Consider the following 20915-nt stretch of genomic DNA (forward strand, 5'->3'; position numbering starts at 1 on the left):
AGTTCCGCTTTTTGAGGTATCAACAATCAAAAAATTAGGAAGTATGTTCATCTGAAAGTTTTAAAAAACTATTTTTAAACTCTCGTTCGGGCGGAACTAAAATAGTTATATGTCCCGATTAATAATAATTCAACATATCGTTAAACTCGTCACGATGGACATTAAGATTTTAGGACACAATCACTCCATTCTGGATCATTACCTGGCAGAAATTCGAGATATCAACATCCAAACCGATCCGATGCGTTTCAGGGATAACCTGAACCGAATTGGCGAAATTTTCGCTTACGAAATCAGCAAAGAACTTCAATTTGAAGTGGTTGATGTAACTACCCCGCTAGGTGTAGCAAAAGTACCAAAACTGCAGCAGCAGCCGGTTCTGGCAACAATTCTGAGGGCGGGTCTTGCCACGCACAATGGTTTGCTGCGTATTTTCGACCGTGCCGAAAATTGTTTTATTTCGGCTTACCGAAAATACACCGAAGGTGGCGAGTTTGAAATTGAATTTGAATACATGGCTTCGCCTTCGTTAAACAATAAAGTGGTGATTTTATCTGATCCGATGCTGGCTTCGGGCAAATCGATGGAAATTGGATACGAAGCCCTTTTTAGTAAAGGAACGCCGTCGCACATTCATATGATTGCCATTATTGCCAGCGAAGAAGGTGTACGGTACGTAAAAGAAAAAATTACGGCCGAAAATGTTACACTTTGGCTGGGTGCAGTCGATCCTGAAATGACGCCAAAATCGTACATTGTTCCCGGACTGGGCGACGCCGGTGATTTGGCCTTCGGTGAAAAAATTGATTCGAAATAAACTTAAATAAAAATGCCATTCCGCTGAATTCAGCTTGGAATGGCATTTACGACTCTCCCAACAACTATCAATAATGTTATCTAGAAGTATACTTCAACGTTAATGTTTTCTCTTTCAAAACCTTTTTCCCTCAGAATTTCCATAGAATCGAAAATCATATCGCTATTACCACACAGGTAAAAGCAGGTATTTTTATCGAAATCGGCCTTTTTAAGGTACTCGGTCAGGCGGCCTTCGTAATCGCCTTTCGGATCGCGCGAGGTACACAGCAGAAATCTTTTCTTATCGTAATGATCTTTCTCGTAGGCTTCGCTGGTGTAACGCACTCCGTGAATAACCTGGTAATCGAGTTCAGGATTACTTTTTACCATGCTGTGAAAAGGTGCTAGTCCGGTTCCGCTGGCAATAAACACGTGTTTATGGGTCTTCAGGTTTTTCTCGTCTAAACCAAATTTTCCGAATGGCCCGTGAACTTCAACCATATCGCCAACTTTCAGGTGTTTCAGTTTCGGAGAAAAATAACCTCCGTCAACTTCTTTCACCAAAACTTCCAGGTTTTCTCCGTCTTCAGCGCTGTAGATCGAATACTCGCGACTCTGATAATCGCCGGGAATAGATAAGGAAACATGTTGCCCCGCCACAAAGCGAAAACGGCTTTTGGGCAACGAAAGCACAAAAGCATGTTCGGTCAATTGCCTAATCCCCATTACTTTGTAATAATTAGTATCAATCTGCACGTCTGGTTTCATATCAATTGTCATGGTGTTATTCTTTAAAACTGGGGCAAAAATACTACTTTTTTATTTAAATACTTTTTAGTGTTTTATTTTCGCCGATTAATATGAACAATTAACCGATTATTAACACAAATGTTCTTTTCTGTGTCCTAATTTTAGATAGAAATTTTTGAACACACATTAGCATTATTTATTCAAAAGCCAAAAAACAATTAACAACATGAAAACATTAATCACCTATTGCACTACACATGGATGCACCAAAAAAGTCGTCAGTGAAATCGCACAATTTTTAGGGGAAGGAGTAACTACCTGTAATTTGAAAAAGGAAAGCGCTCCTGATGTGAGCGAATTTGACCGTGTAATAATCGGCGGCTCCATCCACGCCGGACAGATTCAAAAGAAAGTAAAAGAGTTCTGTAAAAACAATGTTGAAGCCCTGCAAAAAACCGAACTGGGTTTATTTATTTGCTGCATGGAAGAAGGCGAAAAAGCAGAAGCACAACTTCAGGAAGCATTTCCGGAAGAGCTGCTCATCCATGCGAAAGCAACAGCTTGTTTGGGTGGCGAATTCAACTTCAAAAAAATGAATTTCATGGAAAAACTGATCGTGAAGAAAGTTGCAAAAATCGATCACAGCACTTCAAAAGTGAATTACGATGCCATTCATTCTTTCTCGAACAACATGAATAAGATTTTTAATCCGTTTTTGTTCTTTGTCTAGTTACGCTAAAAACATTTGGGTGAAGATCTTCCTGATATTCACTCAAATGTTTTATGCCTGTATTTTCTCCCAGGATATCTTGCGAAGTCGTTTTATCACCAGAACAAATGCAATAAAAGCACCGGTTCCAATGGCATAGCTGGTCCAGTAGGGTAAAAGCGAACAGGCATACACCAATCCTCCAACAACTGCAACAAGCAAAAACATCAGCATTACATTTCCAATGTTCTGGCTCGAATTGCTCATGTTTCGGTCTCTCGACAAGGGCAGGTATTTTGGCAGAATCAAAACATACAATGCCATAAATAATAACGACACGCCAAAAATCAACAGAACATGATTCAGTACCGACAGCGGCCATATTAACAGCGTAATGAATAAGGCGACCAAAGCCATAGGCAAGAAATAATTCAGAAGCGTGATCATCAGACTTGCAGTAAAGAATTCGCCGGCCTGTTTAATCGGCAAAAACCGGAATAACCATACAGAATCGGGTTGTTCGGAATATTGCAAGGTTGGGTAAATTACCAGGATTAGCATTACAGGTACACAAAGTACAATGAAGTAGCGTTTTGAATTGGCCAACTCTGTTAAAAATTCGCCGGTGTGTCCAATTTTCGAAGCAAAAGGAAGCAACAACAAAACAACGGCGTAACCCATTACTGAATACACTCCCTGTTTAAATTTCCGGTCTTTTGAAACCACCATACGGATCAGTCGGTATATGGCTTTTTCGGTGGTAGTGAATCGTAAAAAGTCGATCAGCATTCTGCGCTCTTTCTTTTGCGCCTGCTTTGCTTTAATCGGTTTGGCTGAAACACTATCAATTTCCGACAACCGGCGGTTATAAAATGGCGCAAAGTACTTTACAATGGCAATTATACCCAGTATCGGAAATAAGAAATTTAATACAAGCTGAAACCACAAATCATACAAATTACCTTCGAGAAACAGTGTTGAAACTTTAGCGGGCCAATATGGCGGAATAAGGTTCAGCCACCACTCATTTCCAAGGTGTGCCTCGGTTATCATCTCACTATCAAATAAGCGTGGAACAAATTGGTATCCTCCGTAAATAATCACGGCAAGCAGCACCTGCACATACATGATGATGGTCTTAAATTTTTCGGCCGAGAAAAATCGTATCACCCCCATGTAGAAAATGTTTGAAATAAAAACAGCCATCACCACATCGAGCAAAACGAGGAGAAACAGAAGCAAGCCGGTTGAAAGTCCGAACTTCACACTTCCAATGATTACACCGCCCAGCGACAGCGGTATTCCCATCATTAAAAGATAAATGATAATATGAATAATCCGGGAAGCATAAAAAGTTTTCGAATCAATCGGTCGGGGGAGAATCTCCACATTATCTTTTGTATCGAAAAGAATGGTGGAAAATTCGGTAATAATTAACAGCGAAAAGTAAACCAGTAAAACGGAATGATAGATTAAAAATGAAATTTCATGATCGATATCGCCCAAAAACATCGTACCGATAAGGAAGCCAAGAAATCCATTTACCAGGGTCAGTGTCAGCGACTGATTAGAAGCCTTTGGTTTGTTTTGATTGAAGATATTGTTTTGTCGCCGGCTGTCCATGATTAGCTTTGCGCGCAAAATAGCCTTTAGTTGCAGGGTGTCTATTCCCATCCGTTTCCAGAGCGGATTGAACAGCGCAACCAATTTTAATGTGAAATTGATAAAACCCATGACTCAGGACTTAACGATGTTGCGCATAAACTGTGATCTCTCCACGTTGTCCGACTTTCCTGTCATTTCTGAAAAGAGTTGTTCCAGCGTTTTGTTGTTTCCGGCTTTCAGTTCTTCAAAAGTTCCGTCGGCAACCACTTTCCCTCCATTGATCAAAATAATCCGATCCGAAATTTTCTCAACGATATCCATCAAGTGCGAACAGTAAAAAATGGTTTTTCCGTCGTTTTTCAGTTGGATCAACATCTCCTTAACAAGGATAACCGAATTGGCATCAAGCCCCGAAAGCGGTTCATCCAGGAAAATAATATCAGGATTATGTAATAAGCCATTAATGATGAGCGCCTTTTGTTTCATCCCTTTCGAGAACGTATCCATTCGGTTATTCAATTCCGACTTTAATTCAAAAAGGTCATAAAACTGCTCCATCTTTGCCCTGGTTTTTTCAGGGTCTAAACCATAAATGTCCGAGAGAAAAAGGCCGTACTCCATCGGGGTCAGCGAATCGTAAATCTTCCCGTTTTCGGGAATGTAACCGATCCGGTGTTTCATTTCCAATTGATTGCCGGCGAAATCCTTTCCAAACATCGAAATTTTACCACCATAATCAGAAATGATCCCGCAAAGGATTTTTACGGTTGTACTTTTGCCTGCACCGTTTGGGCCGATATAACCAATAAGGCTGCCCGAATTGATGGTTAAATCGATGCCTTTTAATACTTCTTTCTTATCCGATCCATTGCCAAAAGATTTACTCAGGCCTTCTATCCGGATTATTTCATGGGTTTCCATTTTTGTCGATTTTGGGTTGATCTGAAAACACCTAAAATAGCAAATAAAACTCTTTACATAACAATTTGTATTCGGCTGAATAATCTTCTTGATGATTATTTCTTATGGTGAGGAAATTGGTGCTACAAGGTAAGTCCTGCTTAGAAAATTCCATAAGATAACGGTGAGGATCCTTTTGCATGTCGGGAGCAACCCTGGTTAAACGAACCATATTTAGCTTATGCGTTTCGGCCAGATTAATAAATTGTTGAGCTGCTTCAACAGGCAAAATAACTGCAAGTCGTCCCTGTTCAGTCAGAAGATTGGCCGACAACTCAATTAACGCTGAAAACGGCAGTGCCTGATTATGGCGGGCCAGTGTGCGTTCGTTATTAGCTGCATGGAAGGAGTTGCTAAAAAACGGCGGATTGGAAACAACAAGATCGAATTTTTGTGAGTTATGTTCAGCGAACTCCTGAAAAGAAATGTGTTTCACTTCAACGCGATCCTTCCAGGGCGAAAGCGCAACATTTTCGGCAGCTTCCCCGGCAGCATTTTCTTCAAGTTCGATAGCGGTAATTTGTGCACTTGAGCGTTGTGCCAGCATTAAAGCGATAAGCCCGGTTCCGGCGCCAACATCCAGTATGTTTTGGCAAGTATCAACTTTTGCCCAGGCACCCAGCAAAACGCCGTCGATACCAACTTTCATGGCCGACCGTTCCTGCTCGATCCTGAATCGCTTAAACTGAAAATAGTTGTTTCTGCCCATAATTTCACGTAAAACCGCTAAGTCGCAAAGATTAGAATTTAGTAACAAACCTAGCTTGAACTTTCTAAATTTCAAACAGTAATTTGGTGCTTATTTTATCCAACTCGTACCGAGTTGTAAACAGGATTACCACTGACGGTTTTTATTATAATCCAACTCTTACTGAGTTGGATTATTTGGGGTAACAAAACCCATCCTGTCAAAATTGATATTACAAAGCCCGGTACGGGCTTGAATTTAGTAAAACAATATTAGTACATTCTACTAAAACCCGGTACGGGTTTGATTGTAACACATTCCCGCATAAACTTAGAATTTCTCAAATACTCCCAAACCAAACAGTGCAAAGTCGTATTTTATCGGATCTTCCGGATCGAATGTACGAAGGTTGGCTGTGATCTCCTCCACAGCTTTCCAGTCATTCGATTTTCGTTGAAGCAGCCCAAGTTTGCGTCCAACATTCCCGGTGTGTACATCGAGCGGCAACATGAGTGCCGACGGCGGAATTCCTTTCCACAAACCAAAATCAACACCCGATTTGTTGTCCCTGCACATCCAACGCAGGTACATGTTCAAACGTTTTGCCGAAGCTCCTTTCGAAACACTCGAAACGTGTTTACGGGTACGTTCACCGCCATTCTCGAAAAACACGTTAAAGAAATGCTCCAGCGCTCCATAAACGGTAGCGCTTTTCTGAAATCCGGTTTCGAAAACCGATTCCAAACCACCATGGTTCTGATAAATGTTCTTCAGGGATTCAATAAAATGGATCAGATCGTGCCCGTTAAACGTGCGATGCACAAATTTCTGCAGGTTTTGTAATTCAAAAGGCGAAACATTCATTATAAAATCATGTGGTTGATGATCGAGCATTTCCATTAAACGCAATGCGTTTTTAATAATGGCTGCCCGGTTTCCCCAAGAAATGGTTGCTGTCAGAAATCCAGCAATTTCGATATTCTCTTTTTCTGAAAACAGTCTGGCTACCTGAATCGGATCGGTTTCAATAAACTCAGGGCGGTTGAATTCCTGCACTTTTTCATCCAGAAATTCTTTCAGATCATCGCGTTTCATAGCGGAAATGATCATCCGATTACGCCGTCTTTGATGTGAAGGATTTTATCCGATCGTTCGGCAAAATGATCATCGTGGGTAACAATTACAAAAGTCTGCCCCATTTCGTCGCGCAATTTAAACAGCAGTTCGTGCAGTTCGTCGCGGTTGCTCGAATCGAGGTTTCCCGATGGTTCATCGGCCATTACCACCGACGGATTATTAATGAGTGCCCGTGCCATAGCCACCCGCTGTTTTTCGCCACCCGAAAGTTCCGAAGGCTTGTGTTCCATTCTGTCACTCAGTCCAAGGTATTGCAATAATTCTTTTGCCTTTGTCTCGGCCTTTGCCTTCGAAGTTTTTGCAATAAACGCCGGGATACACACATTTTCGAGGGCAGTAAATTCGGGCAACAGGTGGTGAAACTGAAAAACAAAACCAATCTCGCGATTACGAAAGGCCGACAGTTGTTTTTCCTTCATCGCGGAAATTTTCTGATCTCCAAAGTAAATCTCGCCTGAATCGGGTGTACTCAGCGTACCCAGAATTTGCAACAAGGTGGTTTTTCCGGCTCCACTGGCTCCTACAATCGAGTAAATTTTACCCAAAGGAATTTCCAGATCAATGCCTTTCAAAACCTCAAGCTGGCCGAATGACTTTCGTATATTTTTTGCTTTTATCACTTTCAGGTTTTTATTTACTGAACTGTGAAATTACATATTTAGTATTTCGTAGACCAAATATCCCAAATAAACCAGGATCAGGATAATACCTGTTGGTTTTCCAACATTCCACCGACGGAAAACCAGTAAAATCACCAGTAAGAATACCGATCCGAAGAGGATGATCACCGAATGGATCAGGTTTCCTCCTGCCTCGATTGTCCCACCAGAAGCCAGCATAACAATAATAAACGGTAATCCCAGTCCAACAAGAATATCGAAAATATTAGAGCCGATGGCATTGCTTACCGCCATATCGCCGCGACCTTGTTTGGCCACAATAATCGATGAAAACAGATCGGGTATTGAAGTACCAACGGCTAAAACCGTTAGTGCAATAATGGCTTCAGGAATATTCAGAATGTGTGCCGAAGCTACGGCTACTTCAACCAAAACATAGCTGAGTACTGCAATCAGCACAATCGAAACAAAGAAAACCATGTAATATTTTTCTTTCGTCGGGAAAAAGAATTTCAGCAGACTATCGAGAGGTTTTGTATACCGGTTTTCTTCGGCATGTGCATCTTCTACATCTTCTCCCATGTCTTCGTACGGCAATATTCGCCGCCAGTAAACCACTGCTATTACATATAAAGCATAAACAGCCATAAAAATTGCCGCCTCGGTAAACGTAAATTTTCCATCCCAGATAAACACGACAAGCAAAGTTACTGCGAGGGTATAAAAAAACAGGTCGCGAACCAGTGGTCGCCAGTTCAGTTTTGACTTGCGAACCACCGCCGCAGCGCCAACAATCACCAGCAGGTTAAAAATGGCACTACCAACAATACTTCCAATCCCAATGGCCTGATGTTCGCCGGGTTTCAACACCGCAAACAAAGCTACAAACAACTCGGGAGCACTCGATCCCACTGCCATTAAAGTAGCACCGGCAGCATCGCTCGAAAGCCTCAGATCTTTTGAAATGCGATCGAGCGAAGCAATAAAAAATAAATCGACAATGCGAGCCAAAACAACAAAGCAGGCCAGCAACACCAATATGTAAACAATTATCATCAAATGATTTTATTTATTTGGAGGCTTAATCTTTCAGATCCTTGTTAAGGTCGTTTGTAATAGAATTTGTTTCCTTTTCTACCTTTTCCGAAACCTTATTAATATTCTGTTTTAGTTGATTGGTCTCCTTTTTTACGGTAGACGAAACCTCATCAATATCTTTTTTGATATCAGAAGAATATTCATCAAACTCACGTTTGATCTCGTTAGTGGCTTTCTTGAATTCACGCATTCCTTTCCCCAGGGTCTTGGCAATATCAGGAATGGCTTTCGCTCCGAAAAAGAGCAAAGCCAATAACATCACCAAAACCAGCTCTCCTCCGCTTATGAATAACAAATAACTTCCCATCAGTTTATTCCTCTTTATATACGCCTGCAAATATACAAATATGGTTGATGATTCGTAAAGACCTGAGTTGATTTTACATTGAGGTTTGAAAGCATAAAAAATCCGGCTCGGAAAACCGGCCGGATTCTTTCAATATAAAGTGTAATACAACTATTTTTTACGCTTTGCAACCACTTTTGCAATACGGTTACGAGTATCGTAAGCAATAGGCGTTGCAACAAATATCGATGAGTAAGTACCCACAACTACACCAACCAACAATGCAAATGTAAAGCCTCGGATACTTGCTCCACCAAAGAGGAAGATCGCCAGCAATACTACAAATGTTGAAAGTGATGTACTAAATGTACGACGCAATGTGCTGTTCAAAGCTTCATCGGTATTATCTTCAACACGACGTTTTGGATGCAAGCCAAGTACTTCACGGATACGGTCGAATACAACCACGGTATCGTTAATGGAGTAACCCACAACCGTTAGAATTGCCGCTATAAATGCCTGGTCGATTTCCAGTGAGAAAGGCAGCAATCCGTGTAGCATCGAGAAGATACCCAATACAATTAATGAGTCGTGTGCCAATGCAGCAACAGCACCCAAACCAAACTGCCAGTTACGGAAACGTACCAGTATGTACAAGAAGATAATGATCAGTGAGAAACCGATCGCGATGCCTGAATCTTTACGAATGTCATCAGAAATAGTAGGTCCAACTTTTTGTGAACTTTGCTGATAAACGTCCGTAAATTGTTGTAAGGTTACATCCTGACCAATAAATCCGCCATCCTGCAAACCTTTCATCAACAATGCTTCAACTTCATTATCTACGTCTTCAGTATTGTCATCGATACGGTAGTCGGTAGTAATTTTTACGGTATTATTTTCACCAAAAATTTTTACTTCCGGAGCTGATTCGAAAACGTCGGTCAAAGAAGCCTGTACATCGGCCACCTGAACCGGTTCGTCAAATTTTACTACGTAAGTACGTCCACCTTTAAAGTCTATACCGTAATTCAATCCGCGGGTAGCAAGAGAACCGATCGAAAGAACGATCAAAGCACCTGAAATGATGTAAGCAATTTTCCGCTTTTCGAGGAATTTGATTTTGGTGTTACGCAGCCAACTGTCGGTCATAGTTGAAGTGAAGAGGATACGTCCACCACGTTTCAGGTATCCTTCGAAAATCAATCGGGTAATGAAAATAGCCGAGAACAATGAAGTAAGAATACCAATGATCAAAGTAGTTGCGAAACCTTTAATCGGACCTGAACCAAACAAGTAAAGTACAATACCCGTCAACAGTGTTGTAACCTGACCGTCGATAATTGCGGAGTAAGCATTTTTGTAACCATCGGTGATGGCCAGTTTAACTCCTTTACCCGATCGTAATTCTTCCTGGACTCGTTCGTAAATAAGTACGTTCGCATCCACCGACATACCAATAGTAAGTACGATACCGGCAATACCAGGCAGTGTTAATACAGCACCCAACGACGCCAGGATACCAATGATGAAGAACATGTTGGCAAGCAAAGCAATGTTGGCTGCCAAACCTGCATTTTTACTGTAGAAGAACAACATGTAAGCAAGTACCAGAACGAATGCAATTGCAAACGAAATGAAACCGCTGCGGATAGCCTCGCGACCGAGAGAAGGACCAACAATTTCTTCCTGGATAATATGAGCAGGAGCAGGCATTTTACCTGACTTCAATACGTTTGCAAGGTCTTTTGCTTCTTCCACACTTTCCAAACCGGTAATGCTTGAACGACCACCAGGGATCTCACCATTCACTGTTGGGAACGAACGCACATAACCATCCAGAACAATAGCAATTGATTTGTTAATGTTCTCTTTGGTCATACGCTGCCAGATTTTGGCACCTTCAGCATTCATTTGCATCGAAACTTCAGGAGTTGTACCTCTTTGGTCGTAATCCTGACGGGCATCGGTAATAACGTCACCATCAAGCGGCGCTTTTCCGTCGCGGGTAGTTACTTTCAATGCAATCAAACGGTAGTACATTCCGGCCTCATCAACCGATTTGGCAGTCCATTTGAAGATCATATCACGTGGGAACAAGTTTCTTACTTGTGGCATGCGCAAGTATGCACCTACTTTTGAAGTGTCTTTTGCTGCAGCTATACCAACTGACGGGCCAGGGAATAATTGTCCGGTTTGGTCGGTGCTTGGATTCAGCACAGCAAATAAAGGATACTGATTTTTGAAATCAGCCAGGTTGTCAATTCCGGCAGTTGTATCAGTTTCAGCTTCTGCTTCCATCTCGGCTAACAGCGAACTTTCTTCACCAGCAGTATCAGCTTCAGCTTTTTCTGTCTCAGCAGTGGCACCTTCAGTAACTTCTTTCGAAGCACTTTCTGTTGCAACAGCCTCCAACTCTCTGATTTTTTCGTTGGCCTGCATCAGGTAAGGATAAACCTCAGAGTTTTCGTAAGTTTCCCAAAACTCAAGATTTGCAGTTCCCTGAAGCAGTGTACGAACCCTGTTCTGGTCTTTAACACCCGGAAGTTCAACCAGGATACGGCTACGGTTTTGCAATTGTTGAATATTCGGCTGAGCCACACCGAAACGGTCGATACGTGTACGGATGATGTTGAAAGCGTTAGAAATCGCCGCATCAGTTTCCTTGCGGATAACACTTAAAACTTCGGCATTTGTACTATTGAAAGTTACACGGTCGCGCAGTTCCAGCGTGTTAAAAATCGACGCCAGTTTTGCATTCGGATCAAGTTCTTCAAAAGCATTTCCGAACAGTGTCAAGTAATCTTCCTGTGAATTTTTTTGACGCTCGGAAGCAAGTGCCAGCGCCCTGTTAAAAGTTTCGTCGCTGCTGTTGTTCGACATGGCACGGATAATGTCCTTCACTTCTACCTGAAGTGTTACGTTCATACCACCTTTCAGGTCGAGACCAAGGTTCATTTCCAGCTCACGAACATCTTTGTAAGTAAATTTTTTCAGCCCTAAGAAATTGTAAACAACTTCACCGGCCATTGAATCAAGGTACTGATACTCAAGATCAGGATTTCCTTGTGCATATTCTACGGCGTCTTTTTTAATCTGCTGCGATTTCCAGGTAAACGATAACTGGTAAAGGCAAACAGCGGCCAACAGAATTGCAAATGATAAAATTGCACCTTTGTTTTGCATTTTAATTGATTTTTAATGTTTATTTCTCTTGAAATTATTTGATTACAGATTACCGAAACTAAGCATCACAAACGGACGCTTTTATTCCATGTACTTTCTTTCTAGTGGAAGAAAACGGACTTTCTTAGCCCAGAGGATCCTCGTCGGGGGAAAAAAGATGGGTTTGATAAACCAGGAAATGATAAGAGGAAATGAGCGGCGTGGTTTGTTGGATCACTTCTGCCTTTAGTACCTGATAATTCCTTTCAGAATGATAGTTTCTTAAAAACCTGGTATGTTTCTCAACGTTTAAATTTCGGATTGAAGTTTTCTGAACCGATGTTTTTACAGTGTATGGGCTAAGTTGAGCCAGCACATAAAATTCACCGCTTTCCGGATGGTGATTATCAGTTGCGGTTTCTACACTATTAAATTCAGTCGGATTTTTTTCAGAATAAGCATCGAGTACAAAAGCAGTAGCAATCAAGGCTGCGAAAACAACCAGTCGGATCAACAACTTTTTAGTTATGTAGGCTTTAATTCTCAACACTTTACTTTTAAGCGGAGCAAATATACCGAAATAGTTCAGGTTTCCAAAGATGAAGCTATTAAATTTGAGACAGCCTATTTAATGCCAGCATTTTATGCAACATGTTTTTGTATACGGAACTTTACTCTTCCCCGAAATCCTTGAAGGACTTACCGGCCGTACGTTTTCAGTTCAAAAGGCCGAACTGTACAACTTCAAACGTCTGCGTGTTGCAGAAGGCGATTACCCGGCAATTATAGCTGCTGAGGGAGAAAGTGTATCGGGAATGCTGGTCTTGAATGTTGATGCACGGTCGATGGAACTTTTACGTTTTTATGAGGGCGAAGACTACGATTGCCGCAAACTGGAGGTAAAGCTCAAAAAACAATCGGTTTTCGCGCATGTTTTTACCTGGAACAACGATCCCGGCTTGCTAACAGAGTCCGACTGGAACCTTAAAAATTTTGAACAGCATTTCCTGCAGGATTATATTCGCTATGTAGTTCCGGAAACAGTGGCTGAATTCACCAAATTATTTTCGTAAAAGCATTCGCTTTCTTTTATAATCGATCACAGCCTGGTAACGCACCAGAAAATCGCCGCCCAGCAAACCACAGATAACGATATCGGTACTCGCAGCATAAAGCTGATTGATGTGCGATAAATCTAAAACGGCTACTCTCATATTTTCGATCTTCATACCCGAAAATGAAAACGGATTCATGTTGGCCACTTCACTTTTTATCGGATCATCGCTAATACCGGCTGAATGCAGGTCATCCGATAAGCCGTCGATAAGTGTGTAATCCGATTCGAGTGTTTTATCAAAAATCGATTTCGAGGCCCCGGTATCAATCACCCAGATGCCCTTTCTGCCATCGGCAAAATCCGAGCTGACTACCAGGTGGTAGTTATCATCTTCAAGTTCGATAAGTTTGATAGGAATTTTATATCGCATCGGGTAAAGATAATAAGAAACAAAAAACGGCTGATTCGTTCGAATCAACCGTTTTGTCTATTGTAGGATTTTTCTTACAAAATATTCATACCGTCGAGAACGTCCATTACACCTTTAACAGCGTTGGCCGAACCATTCAGTAATTCCATTTCAGCTTCATTCAGCTTCACTTCAATTATTTCTTCAACACCGTTTTTACCCAATTTTACCGGAACGCCAACAAACATGTCGTTCAGTCCGTATTCACCTTCCAGTTTCACACAACATGGGAAAACGCGTTTTTGATCGAGAACAATGGCTTCAACCATTTGAGCAGCTGCCGAACCCGGAGCATACCAGGCAGAAGTTCCCATCAGGTTAACCAATTCGCCACCACCTTTTTTGGTGCGTTCAACAATGGCATCCAGTTTTTCTTCGTCGATCAATTCAGTTACAGGAATACCGGCAACTGTGGTGTAACGTGGCAGCGGTACCATGGTATCGCCGTGTCCACCCATTAACAAGGCTGAAATATCGCGTGGAGAAACATCCAGTGCTTCAGCAAGGAATGCGCGATAGCGAGCAGTATCCAGAATACCGGCCATACCCATTACCTGATTCTTTGGCAACTTGGCAGTAGCATATGCCGCATAAGTCATTACGTCGAGTGGATTCGAAACGATAATGATTTTAGCATTTGGTGAGTATTTAACCACATTCTCTGTAACGCTTTTTACAATGCCTGCGTTGATCGAAATCAAATCGTCGCGGCTCATTCCCGGCTTACGCGGAACACCTGATGTAATAACAACCACGTCAGAATCGGCAGTTTTAGAATAATCGTTTGTTGATCCGGTTAAACGCGAATCGTACCAGTTAATTGGTGCTGTTTGCCATAAATCGAGGGCTTTTCCTTCAGAAACACCTTCTTTAATGTCTAATAGTACAACCTCCTGTACAATATTCTTCTCAGCTACTATCTGAGCGCAGGTTGCTCCAACATTTCCTGCTCCAACTACAGTTACCTTCATGATATTAATTGTTTTATTGAAATTTGTTATATATGCTTAAATAATTAGCTATCAACTTTTTCTAAGGCAGGCAAATATAAACTATTTTCCCGATGTATAAAAGGCAAAAAGGCCCCTTCCGATGTCCTTAACATAAGCATAAATATTCATTATTCTATCTATTTGAATGCTTTGATTAATTAAACCAGTATGTCATTTTCAATACGATGGCCCGGTTGCGTGAGTTCCAGTTTCCGGTAAAATAATTGTCGGTGTAAACCAGGTAAATGTCCGAAACCGGCTGATACCGCCACTGAAAACGCGAGTTAATATTCAGGTTATCGATCTGTTCGTTGTACTGCACAAATGTCGACCAAAATATTTTGTCAGAAAAAGTAATATCCATTTTCGGACCAACCAATAAAAACTTTTCCCTTTCAAACGGATCACCCAGATCGAGATCGGTATAATTAAAGTTCATTGTGAGATTTACATAAGGCTGAAATCGATACCCCACTTTTCCCTGAATATATTGGATATTCCCGCAATAGAAGGAACCCTTTGTCATTTCCACTTCGTAATTGAACAGCGTTTTACGTGTTGACGTGTATTCTAGCGAAACGCCACCAAACTTATAATCCGATCCTTTTGGCAAATAATTGTTTTCATCGTGCGTAGGATTAAAATCTTCCTGCAATTCTACGTAATTATTAGTAAACGAAAGCTGTAACTCCGAACGGTCCTGAAACTGCATATTGTACTGAAATTCATATTCATGTTCAATCTTTCTGTATCCCGGATCGAAATAATTATCCAGTTTAACCTGAGGTCCGTGGCTTACCACCCGTTTGTTGGGCACAAAAGAATAGCTTACGCTCGGGCCAATAAAATTGTACCCGGTGCGGCGTACATAACCAACTTCTGCCCTGTAGTTTTCACCTATCGATGTTTCGTATAGTCCAACTTTTATGTGCTTGGTTTGATAAGCTAAAAATGCGCCTTGTGCATATTGTTTATCCGGATTTTCGGGCTGAAAAGAACGATGGTAAAAGAATTTTCCATCCCAGAAATTATCCTTACTTGCCAGGTTAAAATCGAAACCAAACACCCGGTTATACATACTGGTATCCGACGGAGCATTGATGGATTGTTTGTTTACCGCTATAACACCAAAGTTCGAGCGCGAAAACACCTTTTTCTGAACCGAAGCCACCGTAAAATTCCGGGCGAGGAAATCGCTCGTTTTCTCAGTGGTCATATTCATAAAACCAATACGCCAGTCGTTACCAATTTTACCACTTAAACGTGCCCCTGCCAGAACAGGTGCATCCAATCCGATACGTCGTGAAAAGAACGGTGTGGATGTGTGGTAGCCATAGTCGGAAAACAAATCGCTGTTCTCGAGAAAAAACTGTCGCTTCTCGGGAAAAAACAGCTCGAACCTGTCGATATTGGCGATCTGCTGATCCACTTCAACCTGAGCAAAATCGGGATTGTACGTCAGGTCGAGGTTCATCGATGATGAGATACCAACTTTGGCATCGAACCCAAAATCTTTGCGGTAATCGACATCCGTTCCGGCTTCAAAATCTTTTGAAACACCTCCGAAAATATAGGGGATGAACGAGAATTGTGTCTTCGATTTTGGCAGCGGTTCCTCAAATTTCATCACCCCTGTATATGCCAGCGAGGCTGTCGGGAACTGCCTTGGCACCGGCGCCCAGGCCGACTTTTCATCCGACTTCAGATCGAGACGGCTGAAATTCACATACCAGGTTTGACTGTTATTCGGGTAGCGGAGCGATTTAAAAGGAATACGCATTTCGGTTACCCAGCGATCGTCGTAATGCCGGGTTTTCGATTCCCACTTGCAATCCCAGTCAAGCAAGCTGCTGTGACCGTTGCTCATCGTCCCGTCCCATTTGGCACCCGATGCCGAAATACCAAACGAATAACCATTGGTTTGATCTAAAAAAGTATCGAAAAATACCAGTAGATTATCGTTGTTGGCAAAGCTAAAATCACGGCGGAACGACTCCATTACGCGCTTGCCGGGTATAGTATCGTAAAATATCTGCGCCAGGTACAGTGCCTTGTCATCGTAAGTCATCATCATAACCGACGGCTGAGTTGCATAACCCGTGTCAACAGGAAGAACTTTGAAAAAATTATCGGTTTTTTGAGCTACCTGCCAGTCAGGCTCATCAAAAATACCATCGACAATGATGGTACCTTTCGCCTTTTTTACATGGTAAACAAAATTATTATTGAATGTTGTTGTAACAGTGTCTTTCTTCCATTTCAAATTGTTTCCGGCGAAAAGCGAACTCCCCAAAAACAATAATACAAGCAAAAGTGCCGGCCTCATTGTGCAGTTTAATTGATATAGGTTTTTACAATGCACACAAAGATATTGAATTTGTGATACTAACAAAGTGCCGGTTCCGTTAGCTATAAAACAAAAAGCCTCCGACGTTTCAGTCGGAGGCACAAAAAACAATGTTCAAGCATGATTAGCTACAAGGTGATCGGTACACCGTTGTAGAAATCAAGTATTTTTGTACGAAAAATGTACTCGTATTTGGCCTGAATAAGATCAGATTGTGCAACTGTGAGGTTATTTTTACTTTGGTTGTATTCCACGGTATTGATCATTCCTACATTAAATTTTTCTTCGGTATATCTGAAAGCTTCTGCCATTGAAGTCACAGCTTTTTGGGTAGAAATGTAACGATTCAAAGCAGCAAGTGCATTGGTGTAAACCAACTCAATGTCTTTGCGCAGTACATTGCTGGCCAATTGCAACTGGTATTTGTAATCTTCAATCTGAAGCTCGGAATTCGAAATGCCGTTACGCACCTGGAAGCGGTTGAAAATAGGGATGCTCAATGTAAATCCAAGACTCGAGCGGCTGTTGTTTTTTAGCTGTTCGCCAAAATCAATTCGGTTACCGAAAATATCGTTGTACTGGTTGTTGTACTGGTTGTAGTAGTTGGCGCCAAAACTGAGGTTTGGATGTTGATTCCCTCTAACTATATCAAGCTGTTTCATGGCGCTTTCAACACGCAACTGTGCCGCTTTAATTTCGGGCCGGGTGTTAACTGCATTGTTGAACACATCAAAGGCATTCATAATAGTCAGGTTGGCCTGAACTTCAGGAAGCTTTGGTTTTTCAACCTTAAAACTTTCAGAAATGGGCAGGTCGAGAAACTGGTACAAATTCAGGTACGAAAGCTGAACTGCATTCTGATTATTTACCAGCTGAAGTTCTTCACGCGCCAGTTGAGCTTCGATTTCGAGCAAAGCGCCTTTTGCAGCGCTTCCGGCTTCAACCAGTTGTCTTGTTCTTTCAATCTGGTGTTTCGTTACTTCAATGTTAGCTTTCGTTACTTCTATTACTTCCTCGGCAAACAGAATCTGAAGGTATTCGGCCGCAATGCCCAGCATAATATCGTCTTTGGTTTTTTGCAGTTCGTGCAAAGTCACCTCCAGGTCGAGTTGACGTTGTTTAACCGTATTTGAAAGTGTCATCCCGTTAAACAAGGTCATGTTGGTTGACAAATAACCGGAAACACTTGCCGAGTTGATGTTATCGTAAGTATTGTCGTAGGTAAGCGAGCGACCGAAACTGAAATCGTTGCCCAACTGCGCATTTAAATTTGGCAGCTTATCGTCCTTGGCCTGCTTCACCAAATTTTCGTTGTATTGGGTGTTTAATGATTGTTGTTTGATCTGAATATTGTGCTCGATGGCATAATCGAAACACTTTTGCAAGTCCCAGGTTGGCTGTGCATTTACCGCCCCCGAGAAGGCAATGAAAAGCACACCGGTTAGCAAGGTTAAAAGATTCTTCATTTGTTATTGTTTTTTGTTTGCGACTAATTTACATAAACCTTTCACAACCACCTAAAATTAGCCCTGATTGCTTGTTTCTTCATTTAACTTTTTGGGATCAATTTTTTCGCCTTTAACTTTATCCTCCAGTTTCAGTCCTTCTGTAATCTCAATATTGATGCCGTCGGACAATCCGGTTTTTACGTTTCTTTTCTCATACTTAGGCTCTTCCGGTGTACCGGTGTTCACCTCAACAAAGGCAGAATCATCTTCAAACTGAAGTAAACCTTCAGGAATTACCATTACGCTGTCTTTTTTCTCAAGAACGATATTGGCATTGGCGCTGTAACCTGCACGAATAAACTGACCTTCTTTCAGGTGAACGTTGGCTTTTATTTCAAACTGAATGGCGCCGTTTTCTTCCACACCTTTTGGTGAAATGTATTCGAGACGCGCATCAAATTTTTCCTTGTCGATGGCACCGATCTCCAGTTCAATAGGCATGCCTTCTTTAATTTTGCCCACCTCGGTTTCGTCCACTTTCCCTTCAAATATAATGTCCGACATATCGGCTACTGACGCGATAGTTGTACCCGCATTAAACGTATTGGCCTGAATTACCGAATTTCCAACTTTAACAGGAACATCGAGCACCATACCATCGATGGTTGAACGAACCAGAGTATTGGTAGCGGTAGCAGCCTTTTTTGTTACACCGTTTTTAATTAATTCCAGGTTATTTTCGGCAGCCGTAAGTTCTTCTTTGGCTGAATCGTAACCTACTTTGGCCGTTTTAAACTCTTCATATGAAATCACATTCTTGTCGAAAAGTTTTTGCTGACGGTCGTAATCGATCTGGGCATCTTCGTAATTAATTTTGGCACGGTTCATACGTGTTTCTGCGGCGTTCAAAGTCACCATATCAGGAATAATTTTGATACGGGCAACAATCTGGCCTTTCGAAATTTTGTCACCGGCTTCCACATAAAGTTCGTCAATAATACCCGAAACCTGGGGTACAATTTCGATTTCGTAACGGGGCACCACCGAACCTGTGGCAACTGTTTTACTTACTACTTCACTGTAAAACGGATTTTTATTTTCGAAAAAATCCTGTTTCTTTTTCGACTTGTTGTACAGGAAGAACAAAGTTCCGCCAAATGCTGCAATCAGAATTGCAATTCCTAAAAATCTAAAAATCTTTTTCATCGCTTCAATTGTTTTTTGTTTTTGATATTTTTTTGAGCCACGAGCCGCGAGCCGCTAGCCACAAGCTTATTTTTCCTCTATTTATGTTTGTATTTCAAGTTGTTGTTGTTATAATGTGAATCTGTTATTTCCCGCCCGGCACGAATGCCATTCGGACGGGGTCACTGGTTCTTACTGAACACTGCAAACTGCGACTGAATACTTTCTTCTCACTTCATAAATCTTCAATCTTAATTCAATTATACCTCTTGAACTCATTCACTCAATTACTCATTAACTACTCATTTCTCCGACTTTACTCATCTCTAAGGGCATCTATCGGTTTTATGCTCACTGCCCGCCGGGCAGGTATAAGTCCGGCAAAAATCCCGGAAATCACCAGTACGGATAAAGCGCCAACTGCCATTTGGAAACTAACTTCGGGCTGACGGAAAAAGATATCATCTGCATTTCCGGCATTGGCTTCCAGAGCCATGTTCAACAATTCGAGTATTCCAACTCCCAGCGCCAAGCCAATATAACCGGCTATTACGGTCAGGAAAACACTCTCCGCTACAATATGCAGGATCACTTTTCCGGGTGTAGCGCCGATAGCACGTTGAATGCCAATTTCCTGGGTACGTTCTTTAATAATTACTAGCATAATGTTACTTACTCCAATTACACCGGCCATGAGTGTTCCGATTCCAACAATCCAGGTTAAAATTTGAATTCCGTTAAACAAGCCCATGTATTTCTTCCACTCTACTTCGATGTTGAATGAACCCACGGCCTGCAAATCGTCAGGTGCTATATTGTGTCGTTTTTTAAGCAATTCTTTCAACCTGGTTTCCAGGCTGCTAACCGGAACCCCGGGTTTAGAAGTAACCGAGAAAAAATGAACATCGTCGCCAAAATTGTAGGTTTTTTGCATGGTAGTAAAAGGCATGATGATTGTTTCAGGCTTTCGCCCTCCGCCAATGTTTACACGTGTTTCGCCTTTTATTACACCAACTACCTGAAAGTAAACACCATTAATTTTGAGGTACTGCCCAATCGGGTCTTCACCTTCATCAAACATCACTTCCACTACGCGCTCACCTATGTTAACTACTTTCCGGCTATGCATAATGTCGATTTCGTTGATTAGCCGTCCCTGGAGCGGAGTCCATGGGTCAATTTTGAAAAACTCAGGATAATCTCCGTAAATATTAAACGAGCCCGTCTTTTTTCCGCGAATGGTGTTGTCTCCCGAGTTGGCATTTGGTCCGAATAACCTTGGAGACAGGTATTCAATATCAGAAACGTTGGCTTTTATGTATTCAATATCAGTATTGGAGTAGATCCAACGTCGTCCACGCTGGAATCCTTTATAGGGAACGCTGGTACGTTCGGTCCAGAAAAAAGCAGAGTTTGATGCAAATGCCCGGATACCATCCATCACACCGTTTTCAAGCGCCTTGCCTGCTCCCGACATAATAATAAGCATGAATATTCCCCAAAAAACACCAAAAGCAGTCATAAAGCTCCGCATCCGGTTCTTTTTTAAGGCGCTTAATATTTCTTTCCAAAGATCTAAGTCGAACATTTTGTTTTTTGTT

General features: G+C 41.7%; 19 protein-coding genes. 3 read left to right on the forward strand and 16 right to left on the reverse strand.

The genetic code is table 11. The features are described from left to right. Positions 1-154: 154 nt before the first annotated feature. Positions 155-817 (forward strand): uracil phosphoribosyltransferase, encoded by a 663-nt coding sequence (upp, locus tag HFD85_RS12945; protein ID WP_167610340.1) that lies wholly within the window; start codon positions 155-157, stop codon positions 815-817. A gap of 80 nt (positions 818-897) precedes the next feature. Here the strand turns inward: upp and HFD85_RS12950 are convergent, their stop codons facing one another. Continuing rightward, positions 898-1578, reverse strand: a complete 681-nt coding sequence (locus tag HFD85_RS12950) for a ferredoxin--NADP reductase (protein WP_167610343.1) — start codon at positions 1576-1578, stop codon at positions 898-900. A 196-nt stretch (positions 1579-1774) separates the two neighbouring features. On the opposite strand from HFD85_RS12950, the gene HFD85_RS12955 reads away from it, so the two are divergent. Beyond that, positions 1775-2278, forward strand: a complete 504-nt coding sequence (locus HFD85_RS12955; RefSeq protein ID WP_167610346.1) for a flavodoxin domain-containing protein — start codon at positions 1775-1777, stop codon at positions 2276-2278. A gap of 51 nt (positions 2279-2329) precedes the next feature. On the opposite strand, the gene HFD85_RS12960 is transcribed toward HFD85_RS12955, so the two are convergent. From HFD85_RS12960 to HFD85_RS13000, 9 genes are all read right to left on the reverse strand, one after another. Further along, positions 2330-3991, reverse strand: a complete 1662-nt coding sequence (locus tag HFD85_RS12960; RefSeq protein ID WP_167610348.1) for a hypothetical protein — start codon at positions 3989-3991, stop codon at positions 2330-2332. Between the two features lie 3 nt (positions 3992-3994). Next, positions 3995-4783: an ABC transporter ATP-binding protein gene (locus tag HFD85_RS12965; protein ID WP_167610350.1), complete on the reverse strand. Its 789-nt coding sequence runs from the start codon at positions 4781-4783 to the stop codon at positions 3995-3997. Positions 4784-4814: 31 nt separating this feature from the next. Further along, positions 4815-5531, reverse strand: a complete 717-nt coding sequence (locus HFD85_RS12970; protein ID WP_167610352.1) for a tRNA1(Val) (adenine(37)-N6)-methyltransferase — start codon at positions 5529-5531, stop codon at positions 4815-4817. A 309-nt stretch (positions 5532-5840) separates the two neighbouring features. After that, positions 5841-6620, reverse strand: coding sequence for a TIGR02757 family protein (locus HFD85_RS12975; RefSeq protein WP_240925048.1), 780 nt, complete (start codon positions 6618-6620; stop codon positions 5841-5843). Continuing rightward, positions 6617-7267: an ABC transporter ATP-binding protein gene (locus tag HFD85_RS12980; protein WP_167610354.1), complete on the reverse strand. Its 651-nt coding sequence runs from the start codon at positions 7265-7267 to the stop codon at positions 6617-6619. Before HFD85_RS12980 ends, HFD85_RS12975 begins: the two co-directional genes overlap by 4 nt. Positions 7268-7297: 30 nt before the next feature. After that, complete coding sequence (locus HFD85_RS12985) at positions 7298-8323, reverse strand: calcium/sodium antiporter (RefSeq protein ID WP_167610356.1); 1026 nt, start codon at positions 8321-8323, stop codon at positions 7298-7300. A gap of 25 nt (positions 8324-8348) precedes the next feature. Further along, entirely contained in the window at positions 8349-8672 is a 324-nt protein-coding gene (locus HFD85_RS12990; protein ID WP_167610358.1) for a twin-arginine translocase TatA/TatE family subunit, read from the reverse strand. A 150-nt stretch (positions 8673-8822) separates the two neighbouring features. Then, the gene (gene secDF, locus HFD85_RS12995; RefSeq protein ID WP_167610360.1) at positions 8823-11837 is read right to left on the reverse strand and encodes a protein translocase subunit SecDF; all 3015 of its coding nucleotides are present in this window, start codon (positions 11835-11837) and stop codon (positions 8823-8825) included. Between the two features lie 124 nt (positions 11838-11961). Continuing rightward, positions 11962-12363, reverse strand: coding sequence for a hypothetical protein (locus HFD85_RS13000; protein ID WP_167610362.1), 402 nt, complete (start codon positions 12361-12363; stop codon positions 11962-11964). 97 nt (positions 12364-12460) lie between these two features. Here HFD85_RS13000 and HFD85_RS13005 point away from each other — a divergent pair, with 97 nt between their 5' ends. Next, positions 12461-12889, forward strand: a complete 429-nt coding sequence (locus tag HFD85_RS13005) for a gamma-glutamylcyclotransferase family protein (RefSeq protein ID WP_167610364.1) — start codon at positions 12461-12463, stop codon at positions 12887-12889. On the opposite strand, the gene HFD85_RS13010 is transcribed toward HFD85_RS13005, so the two are convergent. The 6 genes from HFD85_RS13010 to HFD85_RS13035 all read right to left on the reverse strand — a co-directional run bounded on the left by HFD85_RS13010 (position 12878) and on the right by HFD85_RS13035 (position 20902). Beyond that, positions 12878-13303 (reverse strand): aspartyl protease family protein, encoded by a 426-nt coding sequence (locus HFD85_RS13010; protein WP_167610366.1) that lies wholly within the window; start codon positions 13301-13303, stop codon positions 12878-12880. The genes HFD85_RS13005 and HFD85_RS13010 overlap by 12 nt on opposite strands. Before the next feature lie 74 nt (positions 13304-13377). Further along, positions 13378-14313: a malate dehydrogenase gene (gene mdh / locus HFD85_RS13015; RefSeq protein ID WP_167610368.1), complete on the reverse strand. Its 936-nt coding sequence runs from the start codon at positions 14311-14313 to the stop codon at positions 13378-13380. Between the two features lie 175 nt (positions 14314-14488). Further along, a complete protein-coding gene (locus HFD85_RS13020; RefSeq protein ID WP_167610370.1) occupies positions 14489-16660 on the reverse strand; it encodes a DUF5916 domain-containing protein in 2172 nt (723 codons plus the stop codon). A gap of 149 nt (positions 16661-16809) precedes the next feature. Beyond that, on the reverse strand, positions 16810-18147 hold the full coding sequence (locus HFD85_RS13025) for a TolC family protein (RefSeq protein ID WP_167610372.1): 1338 nt from the start codon (positions 18145-18147) through the stop codon (positions 16810-16812). A gap of 57 nt (positions 18148-18204) precedes the next feature. Then, entirely contained in the window at positions 18205-19335 is a 1131-nt protein-coding gene (locus HFD85_RS13030) for an efflux RND transporter periplasmic adaptor subunit (RefSeq protein ID WP_167610374.1), read from the reverse strand. A 295-nt stretch (positions 19336-19630) separates the two neighbouring features. After that, a complete protein-coding gene (locus HFD85_RS13035; protein WP_167610376.1) occupies positions 19631-20902 on the reverse strand; it encodes an ABC transporter permease in 1272 nt (423 codons plus the stop codon). Positions 20903-20915 lie beyond the last annotated feature (13 nt).

Origin of the sequence: Maribellus sediminis, assembly GCF_011799805.1 — a bacterium.
Taxonomy (GTDB): domain Bacteria; phylum Bacteroidota; class Bacteroidia; order Bacteroidales; family Prolixibacteraceae; genus Draconibacterium; species Draconibacterium sediminis_A.